The sequence below is a fragment of the Aurantiacibacter marinus genome (genome assembly GCF_001021555.1).
GTDB lineage: Bacteria > Pseudomonadota > Alphaproteobacteria > Sphingomonadales > Sphingomonadaceae > Alteraurantiacibacter > Alteraurantiacibacter marinus.
Map to the genome: position 1 here is coordinate 480968 of NZ_LDCP01000002.1, position 18690 is coordinate 499657.

At 58.8% G+C, this 18690-nt stretch carries 15 protein-coding genes and 1 tRNA gene; 11 read left to right on the forward strand and 5 right to left on the reverse strand.

The window, feature by feature from the left end:
* Positions 1 to 22 precede the first annotated feature (22 nt).
* Positions 23 to 961 carry an N-formylglutamate amidohydrolase gene (locus AB731_RS08715; protein WP_047093437.1) on the reverse strand — a complete coding sequence of 313 codons (939 nt, stop codon included), beginning with the start codon at positions 959 to 961 and terminating at the stop codon, positions 23 to 25.
* A gap of 175 nt (positions 962 to 1136) precedes the next feature.
* Between AB731_RS08715 and cpdR the strand changes: the two genes are divergently transcribed.
* Complete coding sequence (cpdR, locus tag AB731_RS08720) at positions 1137 to 1511, forward strand: cell cycle two-component system response regulator CpdR (protein ID WP_047093436.1); 375 nt, start codon at positions 1137 to 1139, stop codon at positions 1509 to 1511.
* A gap of 123 nt (positions 1512 to 1634) precedes the next feature.
* A tRNA-Val gene (locus AB731_RS08725) sits at positions 1635 to 1709 on the forward strand.
* Between the two features lie 38 nt (positions 1710 to 1747).
* Here the strand turns inward: AB731_RS08725 and AB731_RS08730 are convergent.
* Both AB731_RS08730 and AB731_RS08735 read right to left on the reverse strand, forming a co-directional pair.
* Entirely contained in the window at positions 1748 to 2167 is a 420-nt protein-coding gene (locus AB731_RS08730) for a MerR family transcriptional regulator (RefSeq protein WP_231638890.1), read from the reverse strand.
* Entirely contained in the window at positions 2157 to 3872 is a 1716-nt protein-coding gene (locus AB731_RS08735) for a long-chain-fatty-acid--CoA ligase (RefSeq protein WP_082126422.1), read from the reverse strand. The genes AB731_RS08730 and AB731_RS08735 overlap by 11 nt, the downstream gene beginning before the upstream one ends.
* Positions 3873 to 4048: 176 nt before the next feature.
* On the opposite strand from AB731_RS08735, the gene AB731_RS08740 reads away from it, so the two are divergent.
* The 9 genes from AB731_RS08740 to AB731_RS08780 all read left to right on the forward strand — a co-directional run bounded on the left by AB731_RS08740 (position 4049) and on the right by AB731_RS08780 (position 16099).
* On the forward strand, positions 4049 to 5185 hold the full coding sequence (locus tag AB731_RS08740; RefSeq protein ID WP_047093434.1) for a thiolase family protein: 1137 nt from the start codon (positions 4049 to 4051) through the stop codon (positions 5183 to 5185).
* Positions 5185 to 7515, forward strand: coding sequence for a 3-hydroxyacyl-CoA dehydrogenase/enoyl-CoA hydratase family protein (locus tag AB731_RS08745; RefSeq protein ID WP_047093433.1), 2331 nt, complete (start codon positions 5185 to 5187; stop codon positions 7513 to 7515). The genes AB731_RS08740 and AB731_RS08745 overlap by 1 nt, the downstream gene beginning before the upstream one ends.
* Positions 7516 to 7535: 20 nt before the next feature.
* Positions 7536 to 9326, forward strand: a complete 1791-nt coding sequence (locus AB731_RS08750) for an acyl-CoA dehydrogenase C-terminal domain-containing protein (RefSeq protein WP_047093432.1) — start codon at positions 7536 to 7538, stop codon at positions 9324 to 9326.
* Positions 9323 to 10228: an NAD(P)H-dependent flavin oxidoreductase gene (locus tag AB731_RS08755; RefSeq protein ID WP_082126423.1), complete on the forward strand. Its 906-nt coding sequence runs from the start codon at positions 9323 to 9325 to the stop codon at positions 10226 to 10228. Before AB731_RS08750 ends, AB731_RS08755 begins: the two co-directional genes overlap by 4 nt.
* A 36-nt stretch (positions 10229 to 10264) precedes the next feature.
* A complete protein-coding gene (locus AB731_RS08760; RefSeq protein ID WP_047093431.1) occupies positions 10265 to 11329 on the forward strand; it encodes a type III polyketide synthase in 1065 nt (354 codons plus the stop codon).
* On the forward strand, positions 11322 to 12008 hold the full coding sequence (locus tag AB731_RS08765) for a methyltransferase domain-containing protein (protein ID WP_052768973.1): 687 nt from the start codon (positions 11322 to 11324) through the stop codon (positions 12006 to 12008). The genes AB731_RS08760 and AB731_RS08765 overlap by 8 nt, the downstream gene beginning before the upstream one ends.
* The gene (locus tag AB731_RS08770) at positions 11987 to 13096 is read left to right on the forward strand and encodes an NAD(P)/FAD-dependent oxidoreductase (protein ID WP_047093430.1); all 1110 of its coding nucleotides are present in this window, start codon (positions 11987 to 11989) and stop codon (positions 13094 to 13096) included. Before AB731_RS08765 ends, AB731_RS08770 begins: the two co-directional genes overlap by 22 nt.
* 59 nt (positions 13097 to 13155) lie before the next feature.
* Entirely contained in the window at positions 13156 to 14385 is a 1230-nt protein-coding gene (locus AB731_RS08775) for an NADP-dependent isocitrate dehydrogenase (RefSeq protein WP_047093429.1), read from the forward strand.
* 109 nt (positions 14386 to 14494) lie between these two features.
* The gene (locus AB731_RS08780) at positions 14495 to 16099 is read left to right on the forward strand and encodes a bifunctional GNAT family N-acetyltransferase/carbon-nitrogen hydrolase family protein (RefSeq protein ID WP_047093428.1); all 1605 of its coding nucleotides are present in this window, start codon (positions 14495 to 14497) and stop codon (positions 16097 to 16099) included.
* Positions 16100 to 16120: 21 nt separating this feature from the next.
* On the opposite strand, the gene AB731_RS08785 is transcribed toward AB731_RS08780, so the two are convergent.
* Positions 16121 to 16990: a cobalamin B12-binding domain-containing protein gene (locus AB731_RS08785; RefSeq protein WP_052845706.1), complete on the reverse strand. Its 870-nt coding sequence runs from the start codon at positions 16988 to 16990 to the stop codon at positions 16121 to 16123.
* A 230-nt stretch (positions 16991 to 17220) separates the two neighbouring features.
* Positions 17221 to 18681, reverse strand: a complete 1461-nt coding sequence (gene putP / locus AB731_RS08790) for a sodium/proline symporter PutP (protein WP_047093889.1) — start codon at positions 18679 to 18681, stop codon at positions 17221 to 17223.
* Positions 18682 to 18690: the final 9 nt, after the last annotated feature.

The following is an 18690-nucleotide window of genomic DNA, read 5'->3' on the forward strand; positions in this document are numbered from 1 at the left end:
CATTATGCACGGGGCGGTTTTTTCATTCAGCCGCTTCGGCAAATCCGCCTGATGCTTTGGCAAGTTCATCGGCCAGTCGGCGAACCAAACCTGCAACGATGCCCACGACATCGGGCAGCCCAGCACCCAGCTCCCGCAACTCACCATCCAGATAGGCTGAACGGCATATCTCCAGTTGCATCGCGCTGATCCCGCGCCCGGGCGCGCCGTGCCGATCAAGCACATATCCGCCAGCATAGGGCCGATTGTGTGCAGACAAGGCTCCGGCCGCCGCGAAGTGGTCAAACCCCGCCATGACGAGACGGCTGTCGCAGGAGCCACCGAACCGGTCCCCGATCACATAATCGACTGCGGGATCATCACCTGTTTTCGGGCCGAGCGGTGGCATAGAGTGCAAATCCACCAATAGCGCTGCTCCCCAGCGGTCGCGCATCGCCTCCAGCGTGCGGGCAATCGCCGCATGGTAGGGTTGGTGGACCGTTTCGATTCGCTCAGCCAGATCGCTGCGGGATATTTGTGCGCTCCACAATTCGCCAAGCCCCGGCAAACGGCGCGGAACAAGGCCAAGCCCGCTGCGCGCGCGGCGGCCCGCGGCATGCCTTGGGCGTGTTGCAGCCGCCCTTCCCGCTACCATTTCCCAATCAACGTCATCGGGCGACCGGTTCAGGTCAATCATCGCTCTCGGCGCGTGCGCCACCAGCAGAGCGGCCCCCGTTTCGCGCGCTACCGCGTCGCCGACAAGATCGACGTATCGGTCTTCCAGACGAAGCGGGGCAGTATCAGGATGGCGCAGTGCGCGCACCAGCGGGAGCGGATATTCACGCCCGGCATGCGGCACTGAAATCAGGATTGGAATGGGCCTGCGGCGGCAAAACGAAAAAGCGGGCTTGCCATCGCTTCCGGGTATCAGCCCGCCGCCGCGATTGCGCGAATCGCCAGCCGATGTATCGCCAAGGTCCATGGCCAGCGTTGCTGAAGGCGATTGACGCCCTTGTCAAAATTCGCGGGGGAAAGAACATATCGGCCTTGTCCTGTATCAAAGCAGGGCACCTGCGATCTGGCGCAAGACTTTTTTACAACATCGGCGCTAAGTGCAGCTTACAAATCACGAACACCATTACAAGAGGACGAACCGCATGATCCGGATCCTGCTGGCCGAAGACGACACGGCGATGCGCACATATCTGAAGCGCGCGCTCGAGCAGGCTGGTTATTCGGTAGCAGCAGTAGGTTCCGGAACAGAGGCTCTGCCGCTGATCCAGACCGAGATTTTCGATCTTTTGCTTTCCGACATTGTCATGCCGGAAATGGACGGAATCGAACTGGCGCAGCGTTGCAGCGATCTGAGCCCGTCGACCAAGGTGATGTTCATTACAGGCTTTGCCGCCGTGGCTCTTCGAGCGAACCGCGAAACGCCGCAAGCCAAGATGCTGTCCAAACCATTCCATTTGAAGGACCTTGTTCTGGAAGTGGAACGCATGTTTGAAGACGTCGCAGCCGCTTCACTTTGACGGCTAAGCTTCGGCTGCGTGATTTAGATTGAGCGGCAAGTTGGAAAGCCCCCTTGCAAGCAGGTCAAGGCAGCGCTAGATGGCCCGCCTGCCTTCCGACCGAAGGCACATCCCGAATGGTGCGGGCGTATAGCTCAGTGGTAGAGCACTATGTTGACATCGTAGGGGTCCCAAGTTCAATCCTTGGTACGCCCACCATTCGAAAAGCAGCCGTCTCTGTGGCGCCTCACTGAATATCATTCGCCCTTGGCGGTCAGATGACCGCGCGATTGCTCTTCAATGCTTTCCAGTTCCGAAATCGTCTGATCGATGGCTTCGCGCTGTTGGCGAAGCTCTGCCAAACGGTGCTGCGTCGCATCGAGCATGCGCTGCGCCTGAACCTTCTGGTCCGGGTCTTCATCATAAAGCGCCAGAAATTCACCGATTTCACGGATACTGAAACCCAGCCGCTTGCCGCGCAGAATCAGCAGCATCCGGCCCATTTCGCGTTTGGAATAGGCGCGCATGGTCCCAACCCGCTGCGGCGATATAAGGCCTTTGTCCTCGTAAAACCGCAAAGTTCGCTGCGTCACGCCAAGTGCTTCAGCGGCCTCGGCAATGCTTTTCAGCGGCTCGTCACCCTGCGCTTCGTTCATGGTGGCAATGCTATCCGGCATCAGCGTCTCCATCGGCAGCGGCTTCGCGTTTTTCCTTCTCCTCGGCGACAAGCTGCTTTTTCTCCAGCTTGCCGACCAGTGTCTTGGGAAGCTCGTCCCGGAACTCGTAAGAATCTGGCATTTCGATCGGATTGAGGCGCATCTTCAGAAATGCATCGAGCTGACCTGCGTCCAGTTCCTCACCTTCGTGCAGCGCTATGAACAGCTTGGGCGCTTCGCCGCGATAATCATCGGGAACGCCAATCGCGACTGCTTCTTTCACAGCTGGATGTTCATAGGCCGCATCCTCGATCACGCGCGGATATACATTGTATCCGCTGCACAGGATCAAATCCTTGATGCGGTCGACGATGAACAGGTATCCGTCCTTGTCGAGATAGCCGATGTCGCCAGTTCGCAGCGCGCCATCGACAAAGGTCTTTTCCGTTGCGTCAGGCCGGTTCCAATAACCTTTCATGACCTGCGGACCGCGCGCGCAAATTTCTCCCTTTATGCTTGGATCATCATGCAGTGCGCCTGTTTCCGGATCGCGGATTTCAATGACCGTGTGCGGGAACGCGGGCCCGGCGGAATTTTCCTTCACCGGCTGACGACCGAGCAACGGGTTGCTGGTGATGATGGGTGACGCTTCTGTCAGGCCGTAGCCTTCCGATACGGGAGAACCCGTGCGCTTTTCGAATTGGAGCCGCACATCAAGCGGCAGCGGCGCGCCGCCAGAACAGCTGGTGCGAACTGCGGAGAGATCGGGCACTTTGTCATCCGGCAGCGATCCCAAGGCATTGTAAATAGTTGGCACTCCGAACAATTGCGTCGGCGGCTTGCGCTTGATGGTCTTCAGCACCTCGTCCATTTCAAATTTGGGCAGCAGCACCAGTTCGGCGGCCGTATCGACGCCAAAATTGAGGACGCAAGTGAGCGCGAAAACGTGAAACAAGGGCAAGACGCCCAGCGTGCGTTCCTGCATGTCGCGCATTTCGCCCACGTGCAACATCATCTGCGCGCTGTTCGCGGCAAGATTTGCATGGGTGAGCATGGCACCCTTTGGCCGCCCGGTCGTTCCTCCTGTATATTGCAGCACCGCCACATCGTGCGGATCCTGCGAAACTGCCACGGGAGAGGCATCATGCGCAGCGAGGCTGCGGTAATTGAGATAGGCCACGCCGGATTGCCGCTTGGCAAGGGCCGACCGTTTGACCGTGCGCAGGCCAACCCCTTTCCAGAACGGCAATACATCCGCCATCGGGCACAGGACAATCTGCTCCAGCGCGCCATTGCCAAACGCGGCCGCCACTTTCCGGTGCAATATCTCAAGATCCGGAACCGCGACCATTTTGGCGCCCGAATCGGTCACCAGAAATTCAACCTCGCTGTCGGAATACAGCGGATTGATATTCACCACGACACCGCCAGCGCGCAGCACGGCGAAGTACATGATGACCGAGTAGGGCGTATTGGGCAGGCACAAGCCGAAGCGGTCCCCCTGCCCGAGGCCTGCCTTCTGAAGGCCGGTGGCAACACGGTCCACCAGTTTACCTATCTCTTCATAGGTCCATTCACGGCCCAGGAAATCCACGCATATGCGGTCCGGAAAATTGGCCACCGCGTGGTCCAGCAGTTCTGTCAAAAGCCGCGGGCGCAAATTGCCATCCGCATCAATAATGCGGCTGGTGTCGAGCGGTCGCGAGCTGGCGTCGGCAGGGCGCATTTATATCCTCTCTTTCCCCGGTTTCTTTCGCATGAAATTGTCATGCGGGACGAAAGGCGGGGCTTGATTCCAATTTGCTTAACGTATACGTCAAGCATCAGACTTTATCGTAATCATTCGGCGCAAAAGGTCAATCGCGTCGAAAATGAGAATTTTTGAGGAAAGGCTTAGGCACTATGGTTGATGTCGTCATCGCGGGATATGTCCGCTCCCCCTTCCACCCGGCTTATCGCGGCGCGTTTGCGCGTGTCCGTCCGGATGATCTTGCAGCGAACACGATTCGCGGGCTGATTGATCGCACCGGCGTGAAGGCGGAAGATATCGAAGACATCGTGATGGGCTGCGCCTTCCCTGAAGGTGAACAGGGCTTCAACATCGCGCGCCTCGTTGGCCTGCTGGCCGATTTGCCGCTGAGCGTTGGCGGGATCACAATGAACCGGTTCTGCGGTTCTTCCATGAGCAGCATTCACTACGCCGCCGGCCAGATCGCCATGGGCGCAGGCGATGTCTTCATCGCTGCCGGTGTCGAAGGCATGAGCCGCGTTCCGATGACGGGCTTCAACCCGATGCCAAACCCTGCTCTCGCCGCCAAGAGCGCGGCCTATCTTGGCATGGGAGATACGGCAGAGAACGTCGCCAAGAAATACAGCCTGACCCGCGCGGAACAGGAAGCGTTTGCGGTGAAGAGCCAGAACAAGGCTGGCGAAGCGATGAAGAACGGCTCTTTCACTGACGAGATCGTCCCCTACACTCTTCCCGATGGCACTGTTATCGATACCGACGGCACACCTCGCCCCGGCACAACGACGGAAGATCTTGCGGGCCTCAAGCTGGCATTTGACGCAGAAGGCACAGTGACTGCTGGCACATCTTCACCACTTACCGATGGCGCGGTTGCCGTGCTGGTTTGCAGCGCGGATTACGCAGCGAAGAATGGCCTGAAAGTGATGGCCAAGATCAAGAGCATGGCCATTTCCGGCTGCGCACCCGAAATCATGGGTATCGGTCCGGTCGAAGCCAGCAAGAAAGCGCTGAAGCGCGCTGGCCTGACGATGGACGATATCGACATTGTCGAACTGAACGAAGCTTTCGCCAGCCAGTCCTTGGCCTGTATTGCCGACCTCGGCATTCCGGAAGAGAAGATCAATCTGGACGGCGGCGCGATTGCCATTGGTCACCCACTTGGTGCGACCGGTGCACGCATCGTCGGCAAGGCTGCCAGCCTGTTGCAGCGTGAAGGCAAGACATACTCGCTTTCCACGCAGTGCATCGGCGGCGGACAGGGCATCGCGACGATCCTGGAGAAGGCATAATGGCTAACAATACCATCAAGAAGGTCTGCGTCATCGGCGCTGGCACGATGGGTGCCGGTATCGCCGCACAGGTCGCCAATGCGGGGATTCCCGTGCTGCTGCTCGATATTCTTCCCAAGGAAGGCGACAATCGCAATGCAGTCGCCGAAGGCGCTGTTGCCAAGATGCTGAAGACAGAGCCTGCACCTTTCATGGGCAAGCGGGCTGCAAAGCTGGTCGAAACGGGCAATATCGAAGATCATCTTGGCAAGGTTGCCGAGTGTGACTGGGTGGTCGAAGCGATCATCGAACGGCTCGACATCAAGCAGGATCTGTATGCCAAGCTGGAAGCCGTGCGCACGCCCGGCACGGCGGTGTCGTCCAACACCTCCACGATCCCCTTGGCGCAGCTGACTGATGGCCGCTCCGATGCGTTCAAGCAGGATTTCCTGATCACACACTTCTTCAATCCGCCGCGCTACATGCGCCTGATTGAAATCGTGGCTGGCCCGCACAGCAATGCCGAAACCGTGGCCCGCGTGTCCGACTTTGTCGATCGCAAGCTTGGCAAGAGCGTTGTTGATGCCGAGGATTCTCCCGGCTTCATCGCCAACCGTGTCGGCACATTCTGGATCCAGGCATCGGTCAACGCTGCCTTTGATCTTGGTGTAACCGTGGAAGAAGCCGACGAGATCGGTGGCCGCCCGATGGGTGTTCCCAAGACTGGCATTTTCGGCCTGATCGACCTGATCGGCATCGACCTGATGCCGCATCTGATGAAGTCACTCACCAGCACTCTTCCCGCCGACGATCCCTACGTGAAGATCGCCCGCAGCGAGAAGCTGATCGAGGACATGATCGAAACTGGCTACACCGGCCGCAAAGGCCTCGGCGGTTTTTACCGGATCAACCGCGAAGGCGGCGGCAAGGTCATGGAATCCAAAGACCTGAAAAGCGGCGAATATCGCGCTGCTGCGCGCCCCGGCCTCGTCCGCGGGCCTGCTGCCAAGGGCGATCTGGGCGCATTGATCGAAGCACCGGGCAAAGTCGGCGCCTATGCGTGGGCGGTGCTTGGCCCGACCCTCGCCTATGCCGCCAGCATCGTGCCTGAAGCAACGAAGAGCGTTGTCGGCGTCGATGATGCCATGAAGCTCGGGTACAACTGGAAGATGGGTCCGTTCGAGATGATCGACCGGATCGGCGCGGCAAAGCTGCGTGAAAAGCTGGAAGCCAGCGACATTCCGGTTCCCGCTATTCTCCAGCAAGTTGGCGACCAGACCTTCTACCGGATTGAGAACGGCAAACGCCAGTATTTCGGCACCGATGGCGCTTATCACGATGTCGAACGTGCTGAAGGCGTGCTGCTGCTGGAAGATATCAAGCTCGCTTCCGAGCCGCTTATGAAGAACAGCTCTGCCGCTTTGTGGGATGTGGGTGACGGCGTTGTCGCGCTGGAATTTACCGGCAAGATGAACGCGCTCGACGGTGAGGTTATGAAGCTCATCCAGAAAGCCATTCCGCTGGTAAAGTCCGACTATAAGGCGCTGGTCGTTTATAACGAAGGCTCCAACTTCTCTGCCGGAGCCAATCTCGGCCTCGCGTTGTTCGCATTGAACATTGCCGCATGGAGCGAAGTCGAAAAGTCGATCCGCGGCGGTCAGGATGCCTACAAGGCGCTGAAATATGCGCCCTTCCCCGTCGTTTCCGCTCCGTTCGGCCTTGCGCTGGGCGGCGGTTGCGAAATCCTGCTGAACTCGGACGCCATTCAGGCGCATGCCGAAACGTACACCGGACTTGTAGAGACCGGCGTGGGTATCATTCCCGGCTGGGGTGGTTGCGGCGAAATGCTCAGCCGCTGGGCAGACAATCCGCGTCAGCCGAAAGGCCCGATGCCAGCCGTAAGCAAGGTGTTTGAAATCGTATCTACGGCCACGGTCGCCAAGTCCGCTGCCGAGGCGAAGGACGTTGGTTTCCTGCGTCATACCGATCAGATCACCATGAACCGTGACCGCTTGCTGCATGATGCCAAGCAGCGCGCCCTGGCAATGGTCGATGGGTATGAAGCGCCAGAAAAGCCCGAGTACCGCCTGCCCGGACCAACCGGCAAGGCCGCACTCGACCTGGCTGTCGACAGCTTCCACAAGCAAGGCAAGGCGACCGACCACGATGTGACCGTGGCTGGCGAACTTGCATACGTGCTGAGCGGCGGCGATACCGATATGATCGATACTGTAACAGAGGCCCAGATGCTGAAGCTTGAAGTCGAAGCCTTCATGCGTCTTGCCCGCAATCCGAAGTCGCAGGCCCGCGTCGAGCACATGCTCGAAACCGGCAAGCCGCTCCGCAATTAATCCACGAAAGGACCTGTCCAATGCAAGTCTATGAAGCCCCCATCCGCGACATGCGGTTTACTCTTGAAGAGCTCCACACCGACGACGGTTTCGGAAACCTCGAAGGGTTCGAGGATTTCGACGAGGATATGACTGCGGCAATTTTGGAAGAAGCAAACAAGCTGTGCCGCGACGTGCTACTCCCGCTCAACTGGCCGGGTGATCAGCAGGGCTGCCGCATCGAAAACGGCATTGTGCGCACGCCCGATGGCTTCCCCGAAGCTTACAAGCAGTTCTGCGAAGGCGGTTGGGCAGGTCTTGTGGTTCCCCAGAAGTGGGGCGGCCAGGGCGCGCCTCACTCGCTCGCCAAGATGGTCGAGGAAATGAGCTGTTCCACCAACCTGTCGTTCGGCCTGTATCCAGGCCTGACGGGCGGCGCGATGGTCAGCCTTGAAGCTTATGGCAGCGAAGATCAGAAGAACTTCTACATGCCCAAAATGGCCAATGGCGAATGGTCCGGCACCATGTGCCTGACAGAACCGCATTGCGGCACCGATCTGGGCATGCTGCGTACCAAGGCAGAGCCGCAGGAAGACGGCAGTTTCCTTATCACCGGCAACAAGATCTTCATCAGCGCAGGCGATCATGACCTGACCGAGAACATCATCCATCTCGTGCTCGCACGCTTGCCCGATGCGCCCAAGGGCGTGAAGGGTATCTCGATGTTCCTGGTACCGAAGTACCTTCCGAAAGAAGACGGTTCGCTGGGCGACTTCAACAACATGAAGGCCACCGCGCTAGAGCACAAAATGGGCCTCAAGGCTTCGGCAACCTGCCAGATGAGCTTTGACGGCTCCAAGGGCTGGCTCGTGGGTCCACTCAACCGCGGGCTTGAAGCGATGTTCGCGATGATGAACACCGAACGTGTTGCTGTGGGCATCCAGGGCCTTGGCGTTGGCGAAATCGCCTATCAGTCCGCTGTCTGGTACGCGAAGGACCGTTTGCAGGGCCGCTCGCTTTCAGGCGTGAAGAACCCCGATGGTCCAGCCGATCCGATCATCGTGCATCCAGATGTGCGCCGCATGCTGATGACCATGCGCGCCTACAATGAAGGTTGTCGCTCGGTGTCCGCATGGGTCAGCCGCGCGCTCGACGCAGAGCACGCGTCGCCCGAACCCGAAGCACGCGCACGTGCAAAAGACTTCGTCGCACTGATGACCCCGGTCGTGAAGGCGATGTTCACCGATCTGGGCCATGAAAATACGCATATGGCGATCCAGATTCACGGCGGTCACGGCTACATTCAGGAAACCGGGATTGAACAGTTCGCGCGTGATGCCCGGATTGCGCAGATCTATGAAGGCGCGAACGGTATTCAGGCGCTGGATCTGGTCGGCCGGAAACTGCCCGACCGCATGGGCCGCAATTTGCGCTCCTTCTTCCACCCGGTATCGCAATTCGTTGAAGACAATGCCGGCGATGAGAACATTGGCAAGCTGGTGGCATCGTTGCAGCAGAGCTTCGGCGCATTGCAGCTTTCCACCGGACACATTGCACAAAAGGGCATGAAGGACCCCGAAGAAGCAGCGGCCGCAGCTTATGATTACCTGCGTCTGCTTGGCTTCGTGGCAATGGGTTACTGCTTCGCCAAGGCGGCCAAGGTCGCGCATCAGAAGCTGGCCGAAGGCGCTGAAGACGAACAGTTCTACAAGTCCAAGATCATCACCGCGCAGTTCTTCTTCGACCGTCTGCTGCCGCCCGCGACGGCGCAGTTCATGGCGATCAAGAGCGGCAAGGCGAGCATGATGGACATGCCGGCAGACGCGTTTTGACCGTCGATGACTTCAAGGCGCGGCTGACGGTTCCGGCCATCGCCGCGCCAATGTTCCTCGTGTCAGGTCCCGACCTTGTGGTCGAGACTTGCAAGGCAGGCATGTGCGGCACTTTCCCTGCTCTCAACCAGCGCACCAGCGAGGGATTTGAGGACTGGCTGAAGGAAATCCAGGACCGGCTTGGCCCGGATGATGCGCCGTATGGTGTGAACCTGATTGTCCACCAGTCGAATCCGCGTGTGCAGGCCGATCTGGAATTGTGCGTAAAGTACAAGGTTCCGCTGATCATCACGTCGCTTGGCGCTGTGCCTGATCTGGTGAATGCAGTGCATTCCTACGGCGGTTTGGTATTCCACGATGTGATCAAGCGTCGCCATGCCGAAAAGGCCGTGGAAGCAGGCGTGGACGGGATCATTGCAGTTGCAGCCGGTGCTGGCGGCCATGCAGGCACCTACAGCCCCTTCGCGCTCGTGTCCGAAATCCGCGATTTCTATGATGGCGCGATTATCCTTTCAGGCAGCATGAGCCATGGCGGCCATATCTTGGCCGCAGAGGCGATGGGAGCTGACTTTGGCTATTTTGGCAGCCACTTTATCGCAGCTGCCGAAAGCATGGCGCCTGCCGGTCAGAAAGAAATGATGATTGGCGCGACCGCCAAGGATATCACTTATACCAACAAGGTGACCGGGGTGGGCGCAAACTTCCTCACGCCCAGCCTTGACGCGGCAACCTTGCACGATGCTCCGGGCGAAATGTCTCTGAACGAAGAGGCAAAGGCGTGGAAGACGATCTGGTCAGCGGGCCACGGTGTCGGCGCGGTGCATGATGTGCGCCCGACACGCGAATTGTGCGAACAGCTGATTGCCGAATACCGCGCAGCAAAAGCGAAAATCTGCGGTTAAGCGGCACTAAAGTGGCGGGCGCTCATTAAAGATATGATGAGTAGCAAGAAGCAACCAATTGTCCCGCGTATAAACGCTATCGTAACGGCCGTGCCGGAGTGCGATGTTCATGCGCGCTATACCGATTGGGCGGAGCAACAATTGCCCGGGCGCAAGGCGGCAGTTTTCCGCCGGATGGAAGCGCGCGGCGGCATTGACCACCGTTTCTCAGTGCTTTCCGGCACCGATGCGGCGATGGATTTCGGCAGCTTTTACATGAGCGGTTCCCCGCCGGGGACGGCGCAGCGGATGCAGCGTTATGCAGAAGCCGCGCCGGATCTGGCGCTGAAGGCGATTGCGGGCCTGCCGTCCACCGACGGCGTGACGCATCTGGTGATTGCCAGTTGCACCGGCTTTATGGCCCCTGGCCTGGATCAGGTCATTGCCCGCCGTCTCGGACTTGCCACCAATGTGGAGCGTGTGAGCATTGGCTTCATGGGCTGTTATGCCGGAGTGACACTGCTGCGCACCGCTGCACATATCGTCCGCTCCCAGCCCAGTGCGCGGGTGCTGGCGGTTTCGGTCGAGCTTTGCACATTGCACTTGCAGGAAACTGACGACCTCGAAAGCCTGCTGGCGATGGGCCAGTTCGCCGATGGCGCGGCAGCAGTATTGGTCAGCGCGCAAAGCGAGGGGCTCGGCCTCGGGGAAGGTCTTTCCGCAACGCTTGAAGATAGCGAAGACTTGATCACCTGGACCGTCGGCGACACCGGCTTCGCCATGCACTTGTCCGGCGCTGTTCCAGGCAGGCTGGCAGAAGCGCTCGATGATCCACAATTGCAGGCGACAATCGAAGGCGATCTGCGGCCAGAGGCATGGGCCATCCATCCTGGTGGGCGCTCCGTGCTAGATGCGGCTGAAAGGGGCCTGAAGTTGCCATCGGAGGCACTGAAATCCTCTCGCGCCGTGTTGAGCGAGTGCGGCAACATGTCATCCGCCACCGTGCTTTTCGTGCTTCAGCGATTGATGGCAGCAAAGCCTGAGAATGGCATCGCGCTGGCCTTCGGGCCGGGTCTGGCGATGGAGGGCCTCCGTTTTGGGTGGGAGACCGGCAATGCTTGAAGAACGGCTCCAAACCGAAGAGCTGATGGACGATCCTTCGCTGCCGGAAGATATCTACCGCGAAGTTCTGGCAGATCTTTCCAAGGTCAATCGTGTCACCCTCGCCTATCGCCCCACACTGAAGTTCCTCGAGAATGCGCTTGCTGGCCGCAAGAGCTTCAAATTGCTCGATGTGGGTTTTGGCCAAGGCGACATGCTGCGCGAAATAGCCGACTGGGCCGAGGCCCGCGGCATCAAAGCGACGCTCGTCGGCGTAGACTTGAACCCTCGCAGCGAAGCCGCGGCCCGCCTTGCAACTCCTGCAGCAATGCCGATCACCTATCGCACCGGCGATTACGCTGATCTTATCGGCGATCGCTGGGATTTCGTGATATCCAGCCTTGTCGCCCATCATATGACGCGGGAGGAACTCGTGCTGTTCCTGCGCTTCATGGAGAGCGAGGCAAAAATTGGCTGGTTCATCAATGACCTGCACCGCCACGGGCTGAGCTATCTTGGTTATCCAGTCCTGGCAAAACTGGCGCGGTGGCATGAAATCGTGCGGCAGGATGGACAGACCTCCATCGCCCGGTCTTACCGGGCGGAGGAATGGCAGGCCATACTGGCCGAGGCCGGAGTCACCGGCGCCTGTATTGAACGCTTTTTCCCGTTTCGCCTGTGCGTATCTCAGACCCGTTAGACCTCCCCATCGTCGGCGCTGGACCGGCGGGCTGCGCAGTGGCGATTGCACTGGCGCGCCGCGATGCCCATCCGCTGCTGATCGACCGGGACGAAGAGGTCGGCGATCCCCTGTGCGGAGGGTTTCTTAGCTGGCGCACCGCAGAGCAATTGCATTCCCTCGGCATCGACCCCGCCGCTCTTGGGGCGCATCGTGTCACGAAGCTGCGCTTGTTCGATGGAACGCGCAAAGCCGAACTTGATCTACCCCACGCAGCATGGGGCCTGTCGCGCCATGCAATGGACACGGCATTACGCGCCAAAGCATTGGCAGTAGGCGCGCGGATTGCGTTCGACACTATCCGCGAAGTCCGGCCCGGCGTCGTCATAGGCAAGTCGCATGAGTGGAAATCACGCGACATCTTCCTCGCGAGCGGCAAGCATGACATTCGTGGCCGATCCCGCCCGCGCAAACGCAAGGACACGGCTTTGGGCCTGCGGTTACGCTTGCCACCGACGCCCGACCGGCAACGCTTGCTCGAAAAGGCGATTGAATTGCACCTATTCCCGGGCGGATATGCGGGCATAGTGCTGCAGGAAGGCGGTTCGGCGAATATCTGTCTGGCCTTACGCAAAAGCGCACTTCGCGATGCGAGCAGCTCTCCGGAAACACTGTTTGGGCAAGTCGCCGACAGCAACCCTGCCTTTGCCGCACGACTGGGAAGCGATTGGCGCGAAGGCCGCTTCGATACAATCGGCGCAGTTCCATACGGTTATATCGCCGACAGGACAGAAGCGGGCATCTGGCGGCTAGGCGATCAAGCCGCCGTCATTCCCTCGCTTGCAGGGGAGGGAATTTCCATCGCGCTGGCGAGCGGCATTATGGCTGCCGACTATTGGCACGAAGCAGCCGGTTCCTCGAGCTTCCAGTACGACTTCGCGCGAAAGGCCCGCAAACCGGTTCGCCTCGCCTCTGTGGCATGGCATCTGGCTGAAACTCGGATCGGCGCGCGCGCTGCCATTGCACTGGCCAGTCTTGCCCCCTCTTTAATTGCCAGTTTTGCCGACCTTGCGCGTATTGAAGCTGCGCCCTCCCTTGCGCCGCGATAAGGCTCTGCTAGGACGCGGCCAAACCGCATCACTTCAGACACAAAACAGGTAGGCCCAACATGGCGAAAATTCAGGTCAAGAACCCGGTCGTTGAACTCGACGGCGACGAAATGACAAAAATCATCTGGCAGTGGATCCGCGAACGGCTGATCCTGCCTTATCTCGATGTCGACCTGAAGTATTACGATCTTTCCATTGAGAAGCGTGACGAGACGGACGATCAGATCACCATCGACGCCGCAAATGCCATCAAGGAACACGGTGTTGGCGTGAAATGCGCCACCATTACTCCTGATGAAGCCCGCGTTGAAGAATTCGGCCTCAAGCAGATGTGGCGTTCGCCCAACGGCACGATCCGTAACATCCTTGGCGGCGTCGTATTCCGTGAGCCGATCGTGATCGACAATGTGCCGCGCCTTGTGCCCGGCTGGACCGATCCCATCGTTGTGGGCCGCCACGCCTTTGGTGACCAGTACCGCGCCACCGACACGCTGATCCCGGGCGCAGGCAAGCTGCGCCTGGTATTCGAAGGCGCAGACGGCAAGAATATCGACCTCGACGTGTTCGAATTCGAACAGCCCGGCGTTGCGATGGCGATGTATAATCTGGACGAGAGCATCCGTGATTTTGCTCGCGCCAGCTTCAACTATGGCCTCGACCGTGGCTGGCCGGTTTATCTCTCCACGAAGAACACCATCCTCAAGAAGTATGATGGGCGCTTCAAAGACCTGTTCCAGGAAATCTTCGACACCGAAGGCTTCAAGGAAAAGTTCGAAGAAGCCAACATCACTTACGAACACCGCCTGATCGACGACATGGTCGCAGCCGCTCTCAAGTGGAGCGGCAAGTTCGTATGGGCCTGCAAGAACTATGATGGTGACGTGCAGTCCGACATCGTGGCTCAGGGCTTCGGCTCGCTCGGACTGATGACTTCGGTTCTGATGACGCCAGATGGCAACACTGTGGAAGCAGAAGCGGCGCACGGCACCGTGACCCGCCACTTCCGCCAGCATGAGCAGGGCAAGGCGACTTCCACCAACCCCATCGCCAGCATCTTCGCATGGACGCGCGGCCTGATGTACCGTGGTCGCTTCGACAACACGCCCGACGTGGTAGCTTTTGCCGAAACGCTGGAGCGGGTCTGCATCGAGTGCGTTGAACAGGGCAAGATGACCAAGGATCTCGCGCTTCTTATCGGCCCGAGCCAGAGTTGGATGACCACCGAGCAGTTCTTCGAAGCCATCGTTGAAGGCCTTGAAGTGGAAATGAAGAAGCAGGGTCTGGCTTGAAGTCGACCTCAGTCAAACATTTGTAGTGAAACGAGGCAATCCAGTGCGCTATGCGCTGGGTTGCCTCTTCGCTTTCAGAACAGTCAAATAGGAAAAGTGGCCGCCAGTCATGAGCAGCAAAGCCCGCCTTGAAGTCCGTCAGGCCGAAACTGGCGATATTCGCCGCATCGCCGCGCTGGCGAAGCGCGTCTATGATGATTTTGCGCCCTACACACAGGGTGAAATCCGCGGGCAACTGAACAACTATTCGGCGGGCTGTTTTGTTGCCATTCTGGATGACAAGCTCGTCGGCTATTGCGCCACCATGCGCATTGGCGGAGATAAGGCGCTGCGTCCGCATACGTGGGATGAAATCACCGGCAATGGCTACGGCAGCCGGCATGATCCCAATGGCGATTGGCTGTACGGATATGAAATGGTCGTCGATCCCAAAGTGCGCGGCACCCGCATTGGTCGGCGGCTGTATGAAGAGCGGCGCTCTTTGGCCGAACAGCTGGAACTGAAAGGCATCGCCTTTGGCGGGCGCATGCCAAACCTCAAGAAATCATGGCGCAGGGTAGATAGCCCTGCCGATTATCTTGAAAAAGTCATCGCGGGCAAGATCCATGACCCTGTCCTGCGTTTTCAGCTGGCCAATGGCTTTGAACCAATAGGCGTGCTGGCCAAGTATCTGCCTGAAGACCGGAATAGCCGGGGCAACGCAGTCCACATGGTCTGGCGCAATCCCTGGGTCGATCAGGAAGCGAGCACGCAGGCGCGTGTTCCACGCGGCGTGGAAAACGTGCGCGTCGCCACCTGTCAGTTGCAGGCACGGGCGGTGAAGGACTTTGACGAGTTTATCGGACAAATCCGCTATTTCGTCGATGTTGCAGCGGATTACGAAGCAGATTTTATTCTGTTTCCCGAATTGTTCACGCTGATGCTCCTCAGCGCTGAAGCGGAAGAGCTTTCGCCATTGGAAAGCATTGAACGCCTGTCCGAATACACGCCGCGCATCCGCGAAGCGCTGAGCGAGATGGCGCTCAAATGCAATATCAACATTATCGGCGGCTCCCACCCGACGCGGATGGAAGACGGCGACATTCACAATGTTGCGATGGTGTGCCTGCGCGATGGATCAATCCACGAGCAGGAGAAGATCCATCCGACGCCTAACGAGGCATATTGGTGGAACATTCGCGGCGGTGATGCTGTGGATGTAATCCAGACAGACTGCGGCCCCATCGGCGTGCTGATATGTTACGATTCGGAATTTCCGGAACTCGCACGCAGACTGGCCGATGAAGGCGCGCGGATCATCTTCGTGCCTTTCTGCACCGATAGCCGCCAAGGCTATATGCGCGTGCGTTACTGCTCCGCGGCCCGGGCGATTGAAAACCAGTGTTATGTGGTGATGAGCGGCAATGTCGGCAATTTGCCCAATGTCGCCAACATGGACATCCAATATGCGCAGAGCTGCATCCTGACGCCTTGCGACTTCCCCTTTGCACGTGACGGGATTGCGGCCGAAGCGACAGAGAATGTCGAAACGCTGACTATCAGTGATGTGAATTTGGCTGATCTTGCATGGGCCAGAGCTGAGGGTACCGTGCGAAATCTGGCTGACCGGCGTTTCGATCTCTACCGGATCGAGTGGGAACACCGGGAAGGTGCAACACAGGCCGAACCCAGCGGCCCGCCACCAACGCGCCAGCATGGACCGGGTGGCGGCTAGGCAGCTTGCCAGGCTCCCAGATTATTTGCGGGCGGCGATGTCGAACAGTTTTTGTGCCGCGAGGACGGCGGCGGGCGCGTTAGGCGCAGTGGCATCTGCCCCGACTTCGGCGGCGAGGGCCGGATCAGCGGTAAATATCGGCCCGCCCACCATTATACCGATGTTGCGGTTTTTCGAATCGCGGCGCACATCGACAATTACGGACTTCAGCCCTTCGACCTGCAAATCCGATCCGGCGGTCAGCCCGATAACGGCGAACCAGTTGTCGCGTACCGTACGCGCGATTTCGTCCGCGTCACCCGAATATTCGGTCGTGACTTGCCATCCTCCGGCAACCAGCAGTTTTTCAATCATGGATGCCCCGAACACATGATGGTTGCCCGGCGTGGTGGCCATAATGACCTGACGCCGCGTCTCGAATTCCGGAAGTGCGTAGGTCTCGTTGAAAATCGATAGCAGCGTTTGCAGGCGTGCAACGCCGAATGTGACATCGATAAAGTCACATTCGTCATTTTCCCACATCGTACCCAAAAAGCGCGCGGTCGGTTCGAGTAGCTCCACATAGAGAGCTTCCATAGAAAGGCCGCGATCCCGCATGACTGTTACATAATCCGCTGCCGCATCAAGATCGTCACCCAGCACGATATGGGCAAGCTCGTCAATTTCTGCGCCGTTTGGCCGTAAACTCTTGATGACATCGTCAATCGGCGGTGCATTTACGACGACTTCTGTATGCAGACGCAAAAGGCGCGGAATGATTTCGCCGGACACGATACGGGCCAGACTTCCCTGGCGGTCAGCAGCGTCGGGGCGCTGATATATCTCCGGTGCAGCAAAACACTTTTCGAACTGCCGCAGGTCTCTGCGGCCCACCACGGGCGTGCTTGTCATATTTGCCGATTGGCCCATCCCACACCTCTCATCGCGCGCCTTTCTGGCGAGTCCCGAGCATACGAGCAGATCAGAGTGTGTAAGTCGATAGCGATGCAATTCGGAATATCCACCTTTGGCGGACTGCCCAAAGAACGGGACCCCAAGACCTAGACCAAAGCATGTAGTCGTTGCGGATCGGCACAACGGCCGTCTTCAACCAAGTCCGGGATATTCGGCGATCGCAGCACTTACCGAATCGAAATAGTTTCCGCGTCCGTCGCCGTCGCCAAACTCACCAGCCAGATTGCCAGCCACGCTGCGACAAAACCCGGGATGATCTCGTACACGCCCGTTGACGCGCCGAGGCCTGTCGCGATCCATGCCATGACGGTCGCTGCGCCCACAACCAGCCCGCTGACTGCGCCAACGCCGGTCATGCGTTTCCATGTGAGTGACAGGATTATCAGCGGCCCGAATGCGGCGCCGAAGCCCGCCCAGGCGTTGGCGACCAGTGAAAGCACGCCGCTTTCCGGATCACTAGCGATCGCGATGGCAGCCAGTGCCACCAGCGCCACGCACAGTCGGCCCACATTGACCATCTCGCGCTCGCTTGCGTCCTTCTTCAGGAACAGGCGATAGAAATCTTCGGTTAGCGAGCTGGAACTGACCAGCAGCTGGCTCGAAATCGTACTCATGATCGCAGCGAGCAACGCGGCCAGCAGAAAGCCGGTAACGAAGGGGTGGAACAAAGTATTGGCCAGAAGGATAAAGATCGTCTCGGGATCCTCCAACGTCAGCCCGTTCATCTCGACGTGCGCGCGGCCTGCAAGTCCCACGCCAAGCGCGCCAATCAAGGCAACAAGCATCCAGCTCAAACCAATGGTCCTTGCTGCCGGTATCCCGCCATCACGCACTGCCATGAAACGGACGATGATATGCGGCTGCCCAAAGTAGCCGAGACCCCAGGCGACGGCTGACAGGAAACCGACCACTGTCAGCCCGCCGAACCAGCTGAGATAGTCCGGACTGATATCCGCAAGCGCGTTGCCGACATTGCCCCAGCCATCGCCAAACAGCACCACCAGCGGCATGAGCACCAGCGCAATCACCATGATACAGCCTTGGACGAAATCCGTCAGGCTCACAGCCAGAAAGCCGCCAACCATCGTGTAAGCAAGCACGACCACAGCAGTAATTATGACGCCAGCCATATAGGGCGAAAGGCCCAGCATTTGCCCGTCGATGAAGGTGCTTTCAAACAGCTTGCCACCGCCTACCAGCCCTGCCGCAGAATAAACCGCGAAGAAAACCACGATGATGATCGCGGAAACCACTCGCAGGGCGGTGGCTTTGCCTGGAAACCGGTTGGCGAGAAATTGCGGGATGGTGAGTGCATTGCCGTACTCCACCGTTTGACGGCGCAGGCGCGGCGCGACGACCCACCAATTGATCACAGCGCCAACAAACAATCCGATCCCGATCCACGCCTCCACCAGTCCGGTGGCATACAATGCACCCGGCAAGCCCAGCAGCAACCAGCCCGACATGTCGGAAGCACCCGCAGAAAGCGCAGCAACTGCAGGGTGCAAATTGCGCCCGCCCAGCAAGTACCCCTCACTATCGGCGGTGGAGCGTTTCCACGCGAACAATCCGATGCCCAGCATCAAGATGAAATAGGCAGCGAGAGCGATCAGTGTTCCTGTTTGCATGACGGCCTG